The sequence below is a fragment of the Lentilactobacillus hilgardii DSM 20176 = ATCC 8290 genome (genome assembly GCF_000159315.1).
Lineage (GTDB): Bacteria > Bacillota > Bacilli > Lactobacillales > Lactobacillaceae > Lentilactobacillus > Lentilactobacillus hilgardii.
Genome location: NZ_GG669992.1, coordinates 189,109 through 205,616, shown reverse-complemented (window position 1 = coordinate 205,616; position 16,508 = coordinate 189,109). Strand labels below are relative to the sequence as shown.

The 16,508-nt window shown below is 39.6% G+C and carries 15 protein-coding genes, 1 pseudogene and 1 other annotated feature; of the genes and pseudogenes, 6 read left to right on the top strand and 10 right to left on the bottom strand.

Annotated elements, in window-relative coordinates:
* Positions 1 to 2: 2 nt before the first annotated feature.
* Positions 3 to 1,379: a branched-chain amino acid transport system II carrier protein gene (gene brnQ / locus HMPREF0519_RS00965; RefSeq protein ID WP_040472597.1), complete on the top strand. Its 1,377-nt coding sequence runs from the start codon at positions 3 to 5 to the stop codon at positions 1,377 to 1,379.
* 226 nt (positions 1,380 to 1,605) lie between these two features.
* Here the strand turns inward: brnQ and HMPREF0519_RS00960 are convergent, their stop codons facing one another.
* Entirely contained in the window at positions 1,606 to 2,088 is a 483-nt protein-coding gene (locus tag HMPREF0519_RS00960) for a nucleoside 2-deoxyribosyltransferase (protein ID WP_003633872.1), read from the bottom strand.
* A 170-nt stretch (positions 2,089 to 2,258) separates the two neighbouring features.
* On the opposite strand from HMPREF0519_RS00960, the gene HMPREF0519_RS00955 reads away from it, so the two are divergent.
* Together HMPREF0519_RS00955 and HMPREF0519_RS00950 are read left to right on the top strand one after the other, a co-directional pair.
* Positions 2,259 to 2,714, top strand: coding sequence for a GNAT family N-acetyltransferase (locus HMPREF0519_RS00955; protein ID WP_003556604.1), 456 nt, complete (start codon positions 2,259 to 2,261; stop codon positions 2,712 to 2,714).
* Entirely contained in the window at positions 2,711 to 3,913 is a 1,203-nt protein-coding gene (locus HMPREF0519_RS00950) for a Bcr/CflA family efflux MFS transporter (RefSeq protein WP_003556602.1), read from the top strand. The genes HMPREF0519_RS00955 and HMPREF0519_RS00950 overlap by 4 nt, the downstream gene beginning before the upstream one ends.
* A gap of 82 nt (positions 3,914 to 3,995) precedes the next feature.
* Here HMPREF0519_RS00950 and HMPREF0519_RS00945 read toward each other — a convergent pair whose 3' ends face one another.
* Both HMPREF0519_RS00945 and HMPREF0519_RS00940 read right to left on the bottom strand, forming a co-directional pair.
* Positions 3,996 to 5,348, bottom strand: a complete 1,353-nt coding sequence (locus tag HMPREF0519_RS00945; RefSeq protein ID WP_003550905.1) for an aspartate aminotransferase family protein — start codon at positions 5,346 to 5,348, stop codon at positions 3,996 to 3,998.
* 174 nt (positions 5,349 to 5,522) lie between these two features.
* Entirely contained in the window at positions 5,523 to 6,980 is a 1,458-nt protein-coding gene (locus HMPREF0519_RS00940; protein WP_003633870.1) for an APC family permease, read from the bottom strand.
* 378 nt (positions 6,981 to 7,358) lie between these two features.
* Between HMPREF0519_RS00940 and HMPREF0519_RS00935 the strand changes: the two genes are divergently transcribed.
* On the top strand, positions 7,359 to 7,946 hold the full coding sequence (locus HMPREF0519_RS00935; protein WP_003633868.1) for a hypothetical protein: 588 nt from the start codon (positions 7,359 to 7,361) through the stop codon (positions 7,944 to 7,946).
* An 86-nt stretch (positions 7,947 to 8,032) separates the two neighbouring features.
* On the opposite strand, the gene HMPREF0519_RS00930 is transcribed toward HMPREF0519_RS00935, so the two are convergent.
* From HMPREF0519_RS00930 to HMPREF0519_RS13600, 4 genes and pseudogenes are all read right to left on the bottom strand, one after another.
* Positions 8,033 to 8,893, bottom strand: a complete 861-nt coding sequence (locus HMPREF0519_RS00930; RefSeq protein WP_003633866.1) for a MetQ/NlpA family ABC transporter substrate-binding protein — start codon at positions 8,891 to 8,893, stop codon at positions 8,033 to 8,035.
* A 24-nt stretch (positions 8,894 to 8,917) separates the two neighbouring features.
* Positions 8,918 to 9,592, bottom strand: coding sequence for a methionine ABC transporter permease (locus tag HMPREF0519_RS00925; protein ID WP_003633863.1), 675 nt, complete (start codon positions 9,590 to 9,592; stop codon positions 8,918 to 8,920).
* The gene (locus tag HMPREF0519_RS00920; RefSeq protein WP_003633862.1) at positions 9,592 to 10,665 is read right to left on the bottom strand and encodes a methionine ABC transporter ATP-binding protein; all 1,074 of its coding nucleotides are present in this window, start codon (positions 10,663 to 10,665) and stop codon (positions 9,592 to 9,594) included. The genes HMPREF0519_RS00925 and HMPREF0519_RS00920 overlap by 1 nt, the downstream gene beginning before the upstream one ends.
* 29 nt (positions 10,666 to 10,694) lie before the next feature.
* Positions 10,695 to 11,465: pseudogene (locus HMPREF0519_RS13600) on the bottom strand (acetoin reductase).
* A gap of 53 nt (positions 11,466 to 11,518) precedes the next feature.
* Positions 11,519 to 11,763: a binding site (T-box leader), on the bottom strand.
* 427 nt (positions 11,764 to 12,190) lie between these two features.
* Between HMPREF0519_RS13600 and HMPREF0519_RS00910 the strand changes: the two are divergent.
* Entirely contained in the window at positions 12,191 to 12,562 is a 372-nt protein-coding gene (locus tag HMPREF0519_RS00910; RefSeq protein WP_233419301.1) for an XRE family transcriptional regulator, read from the top strand.
* 99 nt (positions 12,563 to 12,661) lie between these two features.
* Here HMPREF0519_RS00910 and HMPREF0519_RS00905 read toward each other — a convergent pair whose 3' ends face one another.
* The 3 genes from HMPREF0519_RS00905 to thrC are packed head-to-tail and all read right to left on the bottom strand — an operon-like array spanning position 12,662 to position 15,459.
* Complete coding sequence (locus HMPREF0519_RS00905; RefSeq protein WP_003633855.1) at positions 12,662 to 13,096, bottom strand: ACT domain-containing protein; 435 nt, start codon at positions 13,094 to 13,096, stop codon at positions 12,662 to 12,664.
* A complete protein-coding gene (thrB, locus tag HMPREF0519_RS00900; RefSeq protein WP_003556583.1) occupies positions 13,074 to 13,979 on the bottom strand; it encodes a homoserine kinase in 906 nt (301 codons plus the stop codon). Before thrB ends, HMPREF0519_RS00905 begins: the two co-directional genes overlap by 23 nt.
* Positions 13,951 to 15,459, bottom strand: a complete 1,509-nt coding sequence (gene thrC, locus HMPREF0519_RS00895) for a threonine synthase (protein ID WP_003633853.1) — start codon at positions 15,457 to 15,459, stop codon at positions 13,951 to 13,953. The genes thrB and thrC overlap by 29 nt, the downstream gene beginning before the upstream one ends.
* 74 nt (positions 15,460 to 15,533) lie before the next feature.
* Here thrC and HMPREF0519_RS00890 point away from each other — a divergent pair.
* Positions 15,534 to 16,508 (top strand): homoserine dehydrogenase (locus HMPREF0519_RS00890; protein WP_003633851.1); only part of this gene is annotated, 975 nt, incomplete at its 3' end.

Genomic DNA, 16,508 nt, shown 5'->3' with positions numbered 1-16,508 from the left:
GAATTAATTTAACGCGTAAGCAATATATTATTACAGCATCTTTATTGTTTGGTATGTTCTTTGGTGCCGGAAACTTGATTTTTCCGATTCATCTAGGGCAAATGGCTGGTACAAACTGGTTACCGGCCGCAATTGGTTTTTTGGTTTCCGCAATTTGTTTGCCATTATTATCGATTTTATCAATCAGCATGACTGAGAGTAATAGCATGTACGATTTGGCCTTGCCCGCAGGAAAAATTTTTGCGTTGGCATTCCTGATCTTAACCCATTCTTCACTGGGCTTGCTTATTGCCTCACCACGTACCGCTACGGTTACATTTTCAATGGGGATTCAGCCGTTTATCCCAAAAGCATGGACGCAAATGAGTTTGCTGATCTTCTCACTGTTATTTTTTGGTGCTACCTTAGCACTCGCCTATAATCAAAATAAAATTACCAGAAATGTTGGTAAGATTTTAAATCCTATCCTGGTTCTCTTGTTAGCATTTTTGTTCTTTGTTGCATTCTTTTTGAAGGGCAACGATATGCGCAGCATGAATCTTCTTCCAACAGCCGGAAAAGGTACCGGATCATTAATTAATGGGTTCTTACAAGGTTACAATACGATGGATGCATTAGCTGGGTTAGGATTCGGAGTTACTATCGTTACCGCTCTGAAATTATTTGGTCAAAATAATAATCATGATCGTTCAAAATCAGTTGCTAAAATCGGTGCCTTAACAATGGGATTTGAAGCTTTAATCTATATTTTCCTGATTGCACTGGGTGCTTCGAGTTTGTCATACACTAAATTGAGTGCCGATGGGGGTATTGCATTTACAACGATTATGCAACACTATACGGGTATGGCTGGTGCATCAATTCTGGCTGCTTTAACACTGATGGCCTGCCTAACAACGTCAATCGGACTTATTACGTCACTTTCGCAAGACTGGGGCCGTCGTTTTCCAAGAATCGGCTATCATAAGTTTTTGATTTTTGCGACAATTGTTTCTTTCTCAATTGCAAACTTTGGTTTGGATCAAATCATTCTATATTCCTCACCAATCCTAAGTTTTTTGTATCCACTAGCCATTGCTTTGATTATCTTAGGAATTATGCGTCCACTTATTGGTCGGCGAAAGCTAATTTATAGAAGCACCATTTCTTTGACGATGATTCCGGCCATTCTTGATTTGATTCATAATTTGCCACCCGTATTCGCAAAGATGTCATTATTTGCAAATATTGATTCATGGGCTTCAAATACAATTCCACTCTATAGTGTTGGACTTGATTTCTTGCCGTTCATGATTATTGGTCTTCTTGGCAGCTGGGCAATTTCCAAGTTTGCTAAAGAGCCAATTCCAAGTTCAGAAAGCTCAATTCATAATAATTAATTTGAAAATACCAATCATTTTAATTTAAACTTTCATTTTTTTATATAGCATAATGTATCATCAGTGTTTTATACACTACACATAATCTTAAACCGGATCCGATTAGATAACTGAGTTTGCTCAGATATCTGGTCGGATCTTTTTGGCTTAAGAGGTATTTAGTACAAAGGGATGGTTTGCGAACCATACTCGCAAACCATCCCTTTGTATATGATATAAACTTCTATTACAATACCTTTTTGTCTGTGTATCTGGTTTCCAAGTTATTGAAATCATAGTTTTTGATATCAGTAACATCATCTTTGCCATTAAAGAAAGCGGTATAGCTTCGAGCAAGCATAAGATTCAGTTGGCCGTTATTGCCAAATTGAACCATGATGACCGGTACATTGTCCTGGTAAGCGGCACCAAATTCAAATATCGTACCGGAATCCGGTTCCGTCAATCCTTCTTCAAGTTGGTAATCAAGAATTGCAACGACGACATCTGCTTTGCGAACCTGACGCATATCTGAAGCAAAAACGGCATCCTGCCATTTAAAACTTCCAAATGGTTCCTGCTCAAATTGATGATCTTGAGGGATAAAAATGCGATCAGAATCAATAGTTGGGTTTTGTTTGAGCAATGAAACGACTGTTGCGATACGATCTTTTTGACCGTCGCTGAAGAACGGGGAAGCCAAATATACAGAGTTTTGATGAGTAGCCATAAGTAGTCATCCTTTCAATTAAAAAGTTCCTATTTAGTCATATTGTACACGAAATCCGAACAAAGATGGTTTATTTTTGAATAATTTTCATAAATTGCTTTATGAACCAAAATCCCTTCGTTCCGTTGTACAATAAACGATAATGACTAACTGGAAGCGAGTATTAAATCATGGTGATTCATCGAACCGGGATGACTGGAAAAGAACTGGATAAAATTGCTGAAATTTGGCTGACAGCCAATTTGGAGGCACATTCATTCATTAACAAGGATTATTGGCTGTCAAACTATGTTGCGGTCAAGAAACAGCTGGGTGAAGCGGAGCTGTTTATCGCAACCCAAGGGCAAACGATTACCGGCTTTTTAGGTATTTCCGGGACTTATGTAGCTGGGTTATTTGTTGATAAGCGATTTAGGTCCCGTGGAATTGGCCGTCAATTGTTAGACACGGCAAAAAGGAGTCGATCCAAATTATCTTTATCTGTCTATGAGAAGAATAAAGCTGCCTCTCATTTTTATATCCATCAGGGATTCATTAAAACATCTACGGAAATTGACGGTGCAACGGGGGAAACAGTTTTTAATATGGAATGGCAAAAAGCCAATCATAGGGGGCGTTTCAAATGAGTTCTGAAAAAGTTCAACCACGAATGGGTAATGTGGGCTTCATTATTTTTCTGGCTTTATTAAGTGCTTTTGTACCATTATCAACCGATTTATATTTACCAGCATTACCGACAATGACAACGTTTTTTAATGTTTCAGAAATCACAATGAATCTAACCTTGATTCTATTTTTTGTCTTCTATAGTGTCGCAACTTTAATTTGGGGACCTCTAAGTGATCGATATGGTCGGCGGCCGATTTTGCTTATCGGATTAACAATTTATATGCTGGCTGGTATTTTGTGCGGAGTTGCAACTTCAGCGTTTGAAATCATTTTATTTCGAGTTCTTCAGGCTATTGGAGGTGGCGTGGCAACAACCATTGCCACAGCTGTTATTAAGGATGTTTATACTGGGCGGAAGCAGGAAACAACGCTGGCAATTGTTCAATCGATGGTGGTTATTTCTCCGGCATTGGCTCCTGTGCTTGGATCGCTGCTCCTAACGTTTATTTCTTGGCGGGGAATTTTTTTTACCCAAGCCTTATTAGGATTGATAGTGGTTTTAGGCGCCGTTATTTTTCAAGAAACACATGATACGTCAAAAGAAAGTATCAGTGTTCTCCATTCCTTGGGTCGACTGGGTGCTTTGATGAAAAACCCTCCTTTTTCGGCAATGTTGATTAACTTCTCAGCTGTTTCGATTATTTCGTTAAGTTTTATTTCATCCTCATCCTATATTTTTCAAGTACACTTTGGCTTAAGCAGCCAAGCATTTAGCTATTTTTTTGCCTTCAATGCGATTGGGATGTTGGTAGGACCTTTACTTTATATTCGGTTATCAAAGTACATTGATCGGATGGTTATTTTATATGCCTGCTTTTTCCTTGGGATTATTGGTGGTATTTTAATTCTGGGATTTGGTCTGAATAATCCATATCTGTTTGCGATTACTGAACTTCCTGCAACGTTAGCCAGCTCGGCCAGTAGACCACCTGCGACTTATCTTATCTTAAAACAACAAGAAAACGATAATGGATCGGCTTCATCACTTTATAGTGCGGGTGGTACTATTATGGGAAGTATTGGCATGGTAGTTGTTTCATTTGCAAACCATTGGCCGGTTCTCATCATCGCAATTATTGATATTGTCATTAATGTATTGTGTGCGATAGGATTATATGTCACACTTAGGGGATTAAGGAATCAAATTAAAGTTTAATCTATATGAAAATACTAAAAAACATGCTTTCAAATCAGTCAATTGATTTAAAGGCATGTTTTTAAATTTAAACGACCATTAATTACCAGCCAATTTTACCTGTATTTTTTGGAACCGTGACGTTTCCGCTTTCAACAGCAGTAAATGCATCGTCAAGGACTTGAAGCGCCTGATCCAATTGTGCACGGGGAATGACCAAAGGTGGTTGGAACCTCAAGATATTGCCTGCCAGCGTGATAATAACAACGCCATGGGCAAAAGCGTAGTAGATGACTTTCGTGGCTGCGTCATTGTCTGGTTCCTTTGTTTCGGGATCTTTGACAAGTTCAATACCGCCGTTAAGCCCCCACATTCGAACGTCACCAATCATTGGGTGGCGTTTTTGCATGTCAAGGAAACGTTGTTTTGCATATTCGCCGTCCTTAGCTGATTTTTCGACCAGGTGATCATCCTTAATGACGTCTAAGGTGGCTAAAGAAGCCGCAGAGCATACGGGATTACCAGAGGTGGTAAATAGATGGGCAGGGGCATCCAAGCTCTGCATGACGTCTTTCTTGCCGATAACGGCACTGAGAGGCATTCCTGAAGCCAGTGATTTTCCAACAGACATTAAATCAGGTTCAATATTCTTATATTGTTGAATACCCCACATTTTACCGGTTCGACCAAGCCCTTGATTGACTTCATCGATAGCAAATAAAATGCCATTATCGTGGCAGAATTTATAAACCAGTTGCATGTATTCTTCCGGGGCCTTGACAATACCACCGTCACCCTGAATGGGTTCAATTAACACACAAGCAGTTTCATCCGCAGGAAGAAAAGATTCAAAGGGTGCTTTAAAAGAATCAAAGTAACGCATAGCAACGTCGTGTTCGCTCTCACCTTTATAACGGCGATAAAGATCTGGGTACGGAACGTGGACAACCCCAGGAAGCATTGGGCCAATCTTTCGCGTCATATTTAAACTGGTACCTGACAAGGTTTGTGAGCCATAGGTTGATCCATGATAGGATCCCATGTAGGAAACGATATATTGTCGTCCGGTATAGGCACGGGAAAATTTGATAATGGCATCATTGGCATCCGAACCGGAGTTACCGAAACTAACCATCTTAGGTGAATTTCCAGGTGCAATTTCGGCTAATCTTTTTGATAATTCAATTCCCGGTACGTGGTGAAAATATGCCGGTGTATAATGAATTAATTTTTGGGCTTGGTCACTGATGGCCTTGACTACTCGTTCATTTGTATGGCCAACATTAATTGCGGAGGCACTTGCCAGCAGGTCGATGTATTTGTTGCCATCAACGTCTACAAGCGTTGCACCGTGAGCATGGTCAATGACTAAATTATAATAATTAATTCTTGCAGAGCGGGCATAGTAATTGTTTTCTTCATCAATCAAGCGAGATGCTTTCTCTAAATTACTCATGAAAATCACGTCCCCTTAGTAGTATATATGTAAAAAACATTGGCATTGCGAACAATTCAAACACAATGTGCAAAAAGTTGCGAGATGCCAATGATTTTTAATCACGTCTATTTTAAGTATACAGGAAATGATAGCGATTTCCTGTAGTAACGCATGCTGTGTTTAAAAATAAGGTTAATCTTTTCTTACTTCTTCATTTTCTTTATCAATAGTTGCAGTGGAATGTTTCATACCATAACCAAAGTAGATAATCATTCCGAAGATAAACCAGCCTAGTGCATAGGTTTTAGCCTGAATGTCAAGTCCCCAAAAGATGGCCAAAGCGCCTAAAAATCCAAGGGCAGGTAGAACCGGATAAAGCGGCATCTTAAAACTTGGTTCCGGGATGTCTTTTCCTTCGCGAGGACGAAGTGCATAGATTCCGATTGATACGAACATGAACGCGATTAAGGTTCCGGCTGAAATCAACTGAGCTAAGAAAGTAAATGGAAAGAAAGCACCCAGTGCAATTCCAATAATTGTCAGAACGATTAAAGCACGGTTGGGTAAATTATTGCTTAACTTACCGAGGGCCTTTGGAAGCAAGCCATCACGACCAAATGAATAAAGAAGTCGTGAACCTGCAAGCATCATGCCAATCAGGGCGGTGAACATACCCACAACAGCAACAGCCTGAACAACAGTTGCGATAATCTCGTGACCGCTTTGACGCAGTGCCCAGCCAACCGGTTCCGCATTATTTGCGTAATCAGAGTAACGGAACATACCGACAAGTACTAATGCAACGGCAACGAACAGGAACACGGCAATGAACAGTGAGCCTAAAATACCACGAGGCATTGTTTTCTGTGGGTTCTTAGCTTCAGCCGAGTTGGCAGCAATTGAATCAAATCCGATATATGCCAGGAAGATTTCCGCAACGCCGGCATAAATACCCTGCCAATCACCAAAGGCAGAACCATCTGCATTGACATGATATTTCGGAATAAATGGTGTATAGTTCTTGGTTTTAATTGCGGTTGCACCAATGAAAATAAAGACTAGAATAGCAATAACTTTCAAAACAACCAATGTGTTTTCGACACGTGCGGTTTGCGATGCACCTCGTGAGAGCAAGGTAGTAACCAATAGAATAACGATGATCGCAAACAAATCCATCAATCCACCATTGGAACCGGTCGAGGCTGTCGATAATGTGGCGGGTAATTTAAATCCCAGCGGCGAGATCAAACCTTGAAAGTTTGCAGAAAGCCCGGAAGCAACAAACGCGACGGCAATGAAGTATTCGGCTAGTAATGCCCAGCCGGCAATCCAACCCCAAAATTCACCCAAAACCACGTTGATCCATGAATAGGCGGACCCGGCAAATGGCATGGCAGCAGCCATTTCAGCGTAAGCAAACGCGACCATACCCGCAACAATTGCGGCACATAAGAACGATAGTGCAACAGCGGGGCCGGCGTGTTGTGCGGCAACAACACCGGGTAAAGTAAAGATTGATGTAGAAACAATTGTTCCAACACCGAGTGCTAAAAAGTCTTTAGTTGTCAGACTTCGAATAAGATGAGAATCCTTATCCTGGTATACCAAGGGATCCTCTTTACGGAACATCTTTGCAAAAACATTGCTCATTGAACTCACTCCTATATTTTCTAAGCATGTCTAGCCTGGCGAATAACACTAATTTCGATTGTCTAAGAATAACAAATTCTGTGTCTAAATTAAGGAATAATTTGAAATATTTTTTAAAAGTATATTATGTAGAATTTTATCAAATTCACATAAAATAGTGTTAAATAACGTCAGACGCTGCGAGTAGTGTACCTCAAAAATGATGAGATTGTCAATTGTTGCTCTAATCCGAATTTAATTTTACAATAAAATTTGGTATAATCTCATCAAGTGCGTTTGCGATTTTTATTTGCTCAATTATGGTTAAATCACTATAATGATATGTGTGTCACTTTGAAAGATATTTATTCAAAAAATTAAGTAGTAGGGGGCGATGTTATGTCGTTGACTATCAAAGAACTCGCAGATGAGTTGGCAGTTTCCAAAACCGCAATCCGGAAACATATGGATGACAAGTTTCGAAGTACATATACCATTAAACAGGGAAATAAAATCCTGATTAAAGATGAGGGTGTCGATGTCTTGAAAGAACAATTCAAGAATTCGGAATCCAGTACTGAAAACTCGGCTGAAAGTAACGCAACTGCTTCGGCAGATTCTAAGAATAGTAAAGATACCACGGCGTTGTTAGCTGAGACGCTTGAAGATCAACGTAAACAGATTGAGGAAAAGGATAAGCAAATTCGCGAATTGCATCAATTATTGGATCAATCACAACGCTTACAGCTTGATGTTCAAAATAAGTTAAAACAGCTTCAGAACAAGATGGGGAATTCATCGGAAACCAAGACAATCGAAGAAAACGTAACCAATCAACCAAGTGACAACCAAAAACAATCCGAAAATACCCAGCAGGCAACAAAAGTTTCTGATAACTACCGTCCAGATCAGGTTCTTTCAAGTGATGGCAGCAGTTATCAAGCTGCACCGCGTAAAAAGAAACACTGGTGGCAGTTTGGCCGTTAATGGCATTCTATGACTTCGTTCGCAATTATTTTTAAAATAAAAACCGCAATCGAGATTGTTTTCCCGGTTGCGGTTTTTGCGTTTGACTATTTTAGATACGACAGTGGTTTTTGAACCTCTACTTTAGTGCCGTCATATTTATCTTTGATATATTTCTGAATAGCTGGTTCATGATAGAGCTTAACCAGTTTTTTGTAGTTCTTGTTGTCTTTATTCTTTTTAGCAGTTGCAAGCACATTGATGTTACTTCGTGTGCTGATGTCGATTTTTTCGTGGAAAATAGAATCCTTTAAGACGTTTAAGTGACCTTCAAGTGCAACGGTGTTTGAGATTAGGACAACGTCGACCGTATGTAGGACACGCGGACCGGTAGTATCATCGATTTCTTTAAATTTGAGATGTTTTGGATTTGACGCAATGTCGTTTGTATTGCCAAGGGCACCAAAATTTTTCTTCAATTTAATTAAACCGGCACTTTGCAGCAGTAGGAGTCCTCTGGCTGTGTTTGCGGGGTTGTTAGCAATAGCAACTGTTGCGCCATTGGGGATTTTACTAATGCGCTTATATTTATCTGAATAAATACCGAGTGGTTCCAAGTAAGTGGTGCCTAGGGCAACTAATTGACTGTTTTTGTGTTCTTTATTATATGCTTCCAAATATGAGTAGGATTGAAAGGCATTCACGTCCACGCTTCCCTGCGCGGTTGCGTTGTTTAGCTGAACGCCATCGGTAATTTGTTTGGTTTTAATTTTTAGTCCTAATTCTTTTGCCTGTTTACTTGTAGCGATGTGATTCCAAATATCGTAATCTGATCCTTGCGAGCCAACGGTAATTGTTGCATTTGAAGATTTTGCCGAGTTGCCTGTTAGGGTATGAATACCAAATATAATACCGATAATAACAATGATACTAATAATGGTAATGATAATTCCTTTGCCTTTTTTCATTGTGTTTCTCCTATACTATTAGTTTTATAAATGAATTGTTTTTTTAGCGAACCAATCGCCGATAATTTGAACTAGGAACACTAATACTAAAATAACTAACATGGCCGCAACTGTTACATCATTTTCAAAACGGGCATAACCGATACTGATGGCTATATCTCCAAGGCCGCCCGATCCGATTGCACCGGCCATTGTGGTTAATCCGATTAAACTGATAACAGTTACAATCGACGCGCGAATCAGATCAGGAAGGCCCTCTCTCAGGTAAATTCGAAAAATAATTTCAGTTGTACTGGAGCCCATTGAGCGAGCAGCTTCGATGACCTGGGGATCGATTTCCAAGAGCGCATTTTGAACTTGACGGGCGTAAAATGGGAAAATACCTACCACCAAAGGTACTAATGCGGCGGTTGTTCCAACGGTGGTGTGGACAATGAAGTTGGTGATTGGAAACATCACAGCTAGTAGAATAATAAATGGGATTGACCGCAAAAAATTGACAATTTTATCAGTCAGACTATACACATATGGATCTTCTGCAATGCCGCCCTTTTGGGTGATAACCAGTACAATGCCGATTACTAAACCGATTATTCCCGCAATAAGGGAAGACCAAAATGTCATATAGATTGTTTCCCAAATTGACTGTAAAAATTGCGGCCAAATATTAATCACGTTAGGAAATATTTGCTTGAGCATTATTTTTCTCCCCCTTTCTTCCCAGTTGCGATTAAGCGAACCTGCACACCGTTTTTGTTCAGTAAATTGATACCATCTGCGAGCTGTTTGGTCTCACCGGAAAGAATAATAATTAAGTAGCCAATTGATGTAGCACCAATTCTTTCAATATTGCCAAATAGAATATTTGCACTGAGATGATAAAGCTCGGTCAGATCGGAAATCAATGATTGCTTGGTTGCCTGGCCTTTGAATTTCAAGAATAGCAGTCGTTCATTTTTAGAAAGGTTTTGTAGACTCTTATCAGCTTTGATTTGTTCCAGTGCTTCGGTAACGTTGGCAGAGGAATCCACAAAGTTTTGGGTGAGCGGTTGTTGCGGATTTGAAAAGACGTCGGCTACGTCTCCCCTTTCAATAATTTTGCCTTCATCCATAACCGCTACGTGCCGGCAAACAGATTTGATCACTTGCATTTCATGAGTAATCAGGACAATCGTTAATCCGAGTGTTTCATTTAAATGTTTTAATAGCTTCAAAATATCATTGGTTGTTTTGGGATCCAAGGCACTGGTTGCCTCATCACTAATTAAAATATCGGGATCGTTGGCAAGCGCCCTCGCAATTGCGACCCGCTGTTTTTGGCCACCGGAGAGTTGATCGGGATATGAGTTTTCAAATTCCCGTAAACCGACCAGTTCAAGTAACTTCTTTGCTTTGGCTTGACGTTTAGGCTTACCAATAGGTTGACTGAGCAGTGGGTATTCAACATTGTTTAAAACCGTTCTTGAATTTAAAAGATTGAAATGCTGAAAGATCATGCCGATTTTTTTTCTGGCGTTTCTTAATTTTGGCGTAGATAATTTTTGAAGATCTTGATCACTCACTGTTACAGTTCCTGTAGTTGGCTTTTGCAATAAATTAATAGTTCGGACCAAAGTACTTTTTCCCGCTCCCGAGTAACCGATGATTCCGTAAATATCTCCCTGACGGATTTGTAAATTAACTTTATCCACGGCGTTTAGCGGCTTCCCGTTTGATTGAAAAGTAACACTGACGTCTTGAAGACTGATAATTGGGTGAGTCGATTCTGCCATGTTTACACTTCCCTTAAAATTGTTTTTTATTATTGATATCTCATGCCGCCGTCTACCTGAACAGATTGGCCGGTAATATATTTTGCGTGTGGCGATACAAACCATGACACAACGTCCGCAACGTCTTCCGGTGTGGCTTCTCTTCCAAGTGAGATTTCGGTCAAAACGTTTGCTTGCTGTTCTTTAATTGGAATTTTCTTGATTTCAGCAGTTCTTTTGTCAATGCCATCCCGTAGCGGTGTCCGGACAACGCCTGGATTATAAGCATTGACGGTGATTTTATATTTGGCTAATTCTTTTGAAGCAGCTTGAGTTAATCCACGGATTCCGAACTTGGAAGCTGAATAGGTGCTTTGAAGCGCCTAGGCTTCAAAGCCGGCGAGTGAAGCAGCGTTGACGATTCGACCGCCCTTGCCTTGTTTAATGAATTGCTTGGCAGCAGCTTGAATTCCCCAGTAGGTTCCTTTTAGGTTGACATCGAATAGACGCTCGACATCGGTCGGTTGTGAGTCTACAAAAGAATCAATAAACGCAACGCCGGCATTGTTTACAAAGACGGCCAAATCACCAAAGTCGTCAACGGCTGTTTTCACCAAATCGAAAACCTCACTGCGGTGAGCAACATCTACGTAATAAGCTTTTGCCTTGTAGCCGTCATCCTTTAACTGTTTAGCAACTTTCTTAGCGGTTCGTTGGTTAATATCTGCCACCGCAATTGCGTAACCTTCTTTTGCCAAACGATTGGCGATACCTTCACCGATTCCTTGTCCTGCCCCTGTTACGATTGCTAATTTTGTCATTTAAATCACTCCTCTAAAATTTAGGTACTAAAAAAGCGCTCCTGTCATAAAGATACAGAAGCGCTTAAACGCGATGCCATTCTGAGTTCACTTAATCAGTTACCTAAAAAAGTCTCGTCAACCATCTCTCGTAAGAAATGGTGTGTCTAATAACGAAGACCAGCCCGTTTGATGCTTTCAATTAAGATCACATCAACCAATCATCGGCCATTTTCGTTCCCTCACAAAGATTGGCTCCCATCAGCTGCCAACTCTCTGAACAATGTTTAGAAACTACTTTCCGAATCAACTTGTTTAGATAACAGTATTAAAATTTAATGAAATTAACACCATTAAAAATAGCAGGCAATTTAGTATTTGTCAAATTATTTTAAAATAATCATCGCAAACCGAAATGAAATCAGGTTTCCGTTAATTGATAATTATGTTGTTAAACGCTTGATATATCAACGGTTTAATCAATGGCTATCTACACAGATACATCATAAAAATCATTGGTGGGGTCGTGATCGAATTACTAATCATATATTAATTATGTAGGGTGATTTAATCATATAAAATACAGTATCCAAATAAAGGTTCCCAGGAAAAGTTGGTTTTCTGTTATTTCTTTAACGTCCGGAATATACTTATTTTGATAATTAAATTAGTTTTAGTATTTGATAAAACAATGATTGGTTTTAAAACGATTCGCTTTTAAAATCAATTGGGAAAAGGTGATGGTTATGATGAAGCAAGACAGGAATCTGGATCAAAAAACCAACAAATCATCAAAAAATCCTTGGTTGGATGGCGCACTTTTGGCCATTCTGGCACTCATTATCATTCTATCAATCACGATTACGAATCTACATTCGGCCGAGCAGGCGAAGATGATCGGCATTTTAATCATGGTATTAACATTGATATTGGTGCCCTTAAGCTACTTCAAAGTGAAATCATTTTACCATGGGGATTCTAAGGATCTATTTGTACCAAAGTCAATGGGTGTTGGGATTACAATTAATCCTAACAATCCTTTGGGAAAAGTCATTTGGGTTGTTATTGTGCTTGTTTTACTATACTTTTTATTCAAAATAATGTTGACGCCGGCTTAAAGATCAATTAGTGGGGGTTAATCGCATAAAAGCAGCGATCATTGATTTTAATCATTTGATCGCTGCTTTTTTATTGTTATCAAGTTTCCTTAATGACGTTTATTCGATTGAAACCAATTGGACATTGCTTGCACCGCTGACCTGTTTCAAATTATTCAGGAGATCATCAACCGTACCGGTTAGATGACTTAGATCCAGTGAAATCACGATACTGGCAATGTTATGAATTGGGATGTTTTGGTTAATTGTTAGGACACTGGCACTTGATTCGGACACAGTTTGTAAAATCTTTGAAAGCATGCCACGACGATTTTCAAGCATGAGAGAAATGACCGCTTTTCTATCGATCATATTTTCTTCCGGCAGAAAAACCAAATCTTTATATTTATAATACGTACCACGGCTAATGCCAACGATCTTTACGGCCTCGCTGACCTGTCTGACCTTGCCACTTTCAAGCAGTTGTCTTGCCTGAATAACCTTGTCAAAAGATTCGGACAAAATCGAACTATCAACGATGTAGTACTTTTCCACGTTCAATTACCTCACTCTGCACACCAGTCAGATCAACGGCCATTTTCCGAATTTTCCAGTCGGGAAAAGCGTCTTTGGCATTTTTTAAAATATCATCTGCTGATTTTTCGTCTGGAGTGATCGCCATCATTGTAGAACCACTACCACTAATATACATAGTACCATTTGATTGCTCGGAAATGGCCTTTGCTTGCGCATAATCAGGAATTAATTTTGCCCGGTAAGGTTCATGCATACGATCATCACAGGCTTCATGAATTAAATGGGCATCACCTAATTCCAATGCCTTTGTCATAACGGCACATCGACTTACCTGATGAATGGCGTCCGCATAACTCATTGTCTTTGGTAAAACCTTGCGTGCTTTATGAGTACTAACTTCGTAATTTGGAATTAAAGCGACGAAGTTTAACTTTTCATTAACGTCGTATTTTACAACGACTGGTCGATTTTGCTCGTCTAGGAAAGAAACACAGAGTCCACCGAGGATTGCCGGTGTTACATTGTCGGGGTGACCTTCCATTTCAGTTGCAAGTACTAAAAGCTGGTCAGTTGAAATGGCGTTATCAAACCAGGCACTTGCTGCTTTTAGTCCGGCTACAACACAAACAGAAGAACTGCCCAAGCCACGGGCAACGGGGACGTCTGTGTCAATTGAAATTTTAACGTTTGGAACAGGCTTGTCTAGATAATCGCAGCCCTTAACGAAGGCTTCGTAAACTAAATTATCCTCAGTTTGGAATTCTTTTGGACAGCCAACAATCTCTAATCTTTCCGAGCTTTCTTCAAAGCTGATGGTTGAGTAAAAAGACACTGCCAAACCCATACAATCGAATCCGACGCCGACATTTGCACTAGTTGCTGGAACTTTGATCTTTATCATAGAATACTGCCTCCACCTGTTCTTTGACGTATTTTTCCATATCTGATTTTTGAATAACACTTTCATGTCTAACCGGAAGGTCCCAAACCTTTTGAAGATTTTCGGGAATAGGCGCATTGGTCTTTGCGGCCAGGTCTTTCATTGTTTGAAGAACGTTATCCGAGTTTGCTTCTTCGGGTAAAACGGCCGTTGCTACGGCATTTACAAATTTATAAGGACTTGCGGTACTTAATAAAATCATTGGTGTATCGTCAAGTTTTTGATAGTCACGCATCACTTTATAACCGGCGGCGGTATGCGGATCCATCAGATAGCCGTCTTTTTCGTACACCTCTTTAATGGATTCCTCAATTTCTTTATCGGTACTGTAGCCGCAATAGAAATCTTCCTGAATGGCTTTGAGAACGTCCTTTGATACTTCGTACTTACCATTATTTTCGAGATCGTCCATTAGCTGCTTAACGTATTGACTATTTTCGCCGCTCTTATAATAAAGCAATCGTTCAAAGTTACTTGAAATTTGAATGTCCATACTTGGCGCAATGGTTTGGAAGAATGGTCGATTTCGATCATAAATACCATGTTCGAAGAAGGTTGCCAGGACATTGTTTTCGTTACATGCGACAACAAATTTGTTAACCGGTAATCCTAATAGTTTAGCGTAGTAACCTGCCAAAACATCACCAAAGTTGCCGGTTGGAACAGTGAAATTGACTTTATTACCTGTTTTGATGGTGCCATCTTCTACAAGCTGCTTATAAGAATCAAAATAATAAACGACCTGAGGAATCAACCGGCCAATGTTGATTGAATTGGCACTTGAAAGACTAACAGTGCTTCCTAATTGTTCTTTTAGTGTTTTATCATTGAAAATTAATTTAACATTTGTTTGAGCATCATCAAAATTACCCTTAATGGCGGCCACTTTAGTATTATTACCACCAGTTGTAATCATTTGTAGTTTTTGGATCTTGCTGACGCCGCCATCGGGATAAAAGACGATGATTCCCATATTTTTAAGATCCTTAAACCCCTCTAAAGCAGCTTTTCCGGTATCGCCACTAGTTGCAGTTAAAATCATGACCTTATTGTCATCGGTTAAAACGTGCTTCATCAACTGGGGCAATAGTTGAAGGCCGACATCTTTAAATGCGCTGGTTGGGCCATGGAAAAGTTCCAAAATATGGAAATTATCAACGGCCGCTACTGGGGTGATTTTGTCAGAGTCAAAGCTTGAACTATACGCGTTATCAACACTGTCGTTGATTTCACCTTTGGAAAAATCCGGTAACAATTTGGCTAGGACGGTTTTGGCAATATTCTTATAATCCAAGGTAAGGATTTTTTCTAAATCCAATTGATCATTACCAAGATCCGGATAAACGAATAATCCCTTGTCATCGGCGAATCCTTTTTTGATTGCTTCTTTGGCTGATATGGATACTGAATCATTTCTGGTACTCGTATAATTTTTATTCATCGACTTTTACTCCTTGCATTTCTGTGACTATTATGATAATCTGTTTTCAGTTAAAAAACAAGTGTTTATTATTAATGAACAAAAGAGAGAATCGGGAGGTTACAGCTGTGAATATTGCAATACTAGGGTTTGGAACGGTCGGAACAGGCGTTTATAAAATTATAAAGAAGGCAAACCGTCTAACCCAAAACCTCCATGTTAAGCATATTTTGATTAGAAAAAATAAAAAACCTGATTTACCGGAAATGACTGACAGCTTCGATGAAATTTTAAATGATAAAGATTTAGATGTGGTTGTTGAGGTAATTGGCGGTATCGAACCAGCGCACCAATACATACTTGAGGCGCTTAAACATAAAAAACACGTTATTACTGCAAACAAAGCGGTGATTGCCCGTTATATGGACGAATTTACAAAAGTTGCCGACGAAAACGGCGTTAAATTCTATTTTGAATCCAGTGTGGGTGGCGGTATTCCTTGGATTCAAGGATTGGAACGGGCATTACGGGTCGATGATGTTAATAAAATTCAAGGAATTTTCAATGGTACCAGTAATTTCATTCTTGACCAGATGAAGCGCAGTGGTGAAACTTTCAACGATGTTTTATTGAAGGCACAGGCTTTAGGTTACGCCGAAGCAGATCCAAGCGCAGACATTGACGGGTTGGATGTTGCCAACAAATTATGTATCAGTTGTGATATTGCTTATGATTATTTTGTGAAACCGACAGCCGAATTGCCAATCTTTGGCATTCGAAATATTACGGAAGATGACATTTCTCATTTCTCAAAAGAGGGTTACACCGTTAAGTTAATGGGAAAAAGTCATCAACACGGTAACGAATTTGACTATGTGGTCGAACCTACCTTATATCACGGCGATACGCTTGAAGCTAATACCTGTGATAACTACAACTTGATCTCGCTGCATGGTGAAACCATCGGCAACTTGAAGTTTATGGGGCAAGGAGCCGGGCAACTCCCTACTGCTAATGCAGTTATTCAAGATATTCTGGACATTTTCCAAAATAAAGAACATTTAAAACGT

Coding starts and splice junctions, on each gene's coding strand:
- HMPREF0519_RS00960 (WP_003633872.1), bottom strand. CDS start 2,088: ATGGCTACTCATCAAAACTCTGTATATTTGGCTTCCCCGTTCTTCAGC.
- HMPREF0519_RS00920 (WP_003633862.1), bottom strand. CDS start 10,665: ATGGCAGAATCGACTCACCCAATTATCAGTCTTCAAGACGTCAGTGTT.
- thrC (WP_003633853.1), bottom strand. CDS start 15,459: ATGAATAAAAATTATACGAGTACCAGAAATGATTCAGTATCCATATCA.
- thrB (WP_003556583.1), bottom strand. CDS start 13,979: ATGATAAAGATCAAAGTTCCAGCAACTAGTGCAAATGTCGGCGTCGGA.
- HMPREF0519_RS00945 (WP_003550905.1), bottom strand. CDS start 5,348: ATGAGTAATTTAGAGAAAGCATCTCGCTTGATTGATGAAGAAAACAAT.
- HMPREF0519_RS00925 (WP_003633863.1), bottom strand. CDS start 9,592: ATGCTCAAGCAAATATTTCCTAACGTGATTAATATTTGGCCGCAATTT.
- HMPREF0519_RS00930 (WP_003633866.1), bottom strand. CDS start 8,893: ATGAAAAAAGGCAAAGGAATTATCATTACCATTATTAGTATCATTGTT.
- HMPREF0519_RS00955 (WP_003556604.1), top strand. CDS start 2,259: ATGGTGATTCATCGAACCGGGATGACTGGAAAAGAACTGGATAAAATT.
- HMPREF0519_RS00940 (WP_003633870.1), bottom strand. CDS start 6,980: ATGAGCAATGTTTTTGCAAAGATGTTCCGTAAAGAGGATCCCTTGGTA.
- HMPREF0519_RS00910 (WP_233419301.1), top strand. CDS start 12,191: ATGATGAAGCAAGACAGGAATCTGGATCAAAAAACCAACAAATCATCA.
- HMPREF0519_RS00950 (WP_003556602.1), top strand. CDS start 2,711: ATGAGTTCTGAAAAAGTTCAACCACGAATGGGTAATGTGGGCTTCATT.
- HMPREF0519_RS00935 (WP_003633868.1), top strand. CDS start 7,359: ATGTCGTTGACTATCAAAGAACTCGCAGATGAGTTGGCAGTTTCCAAA.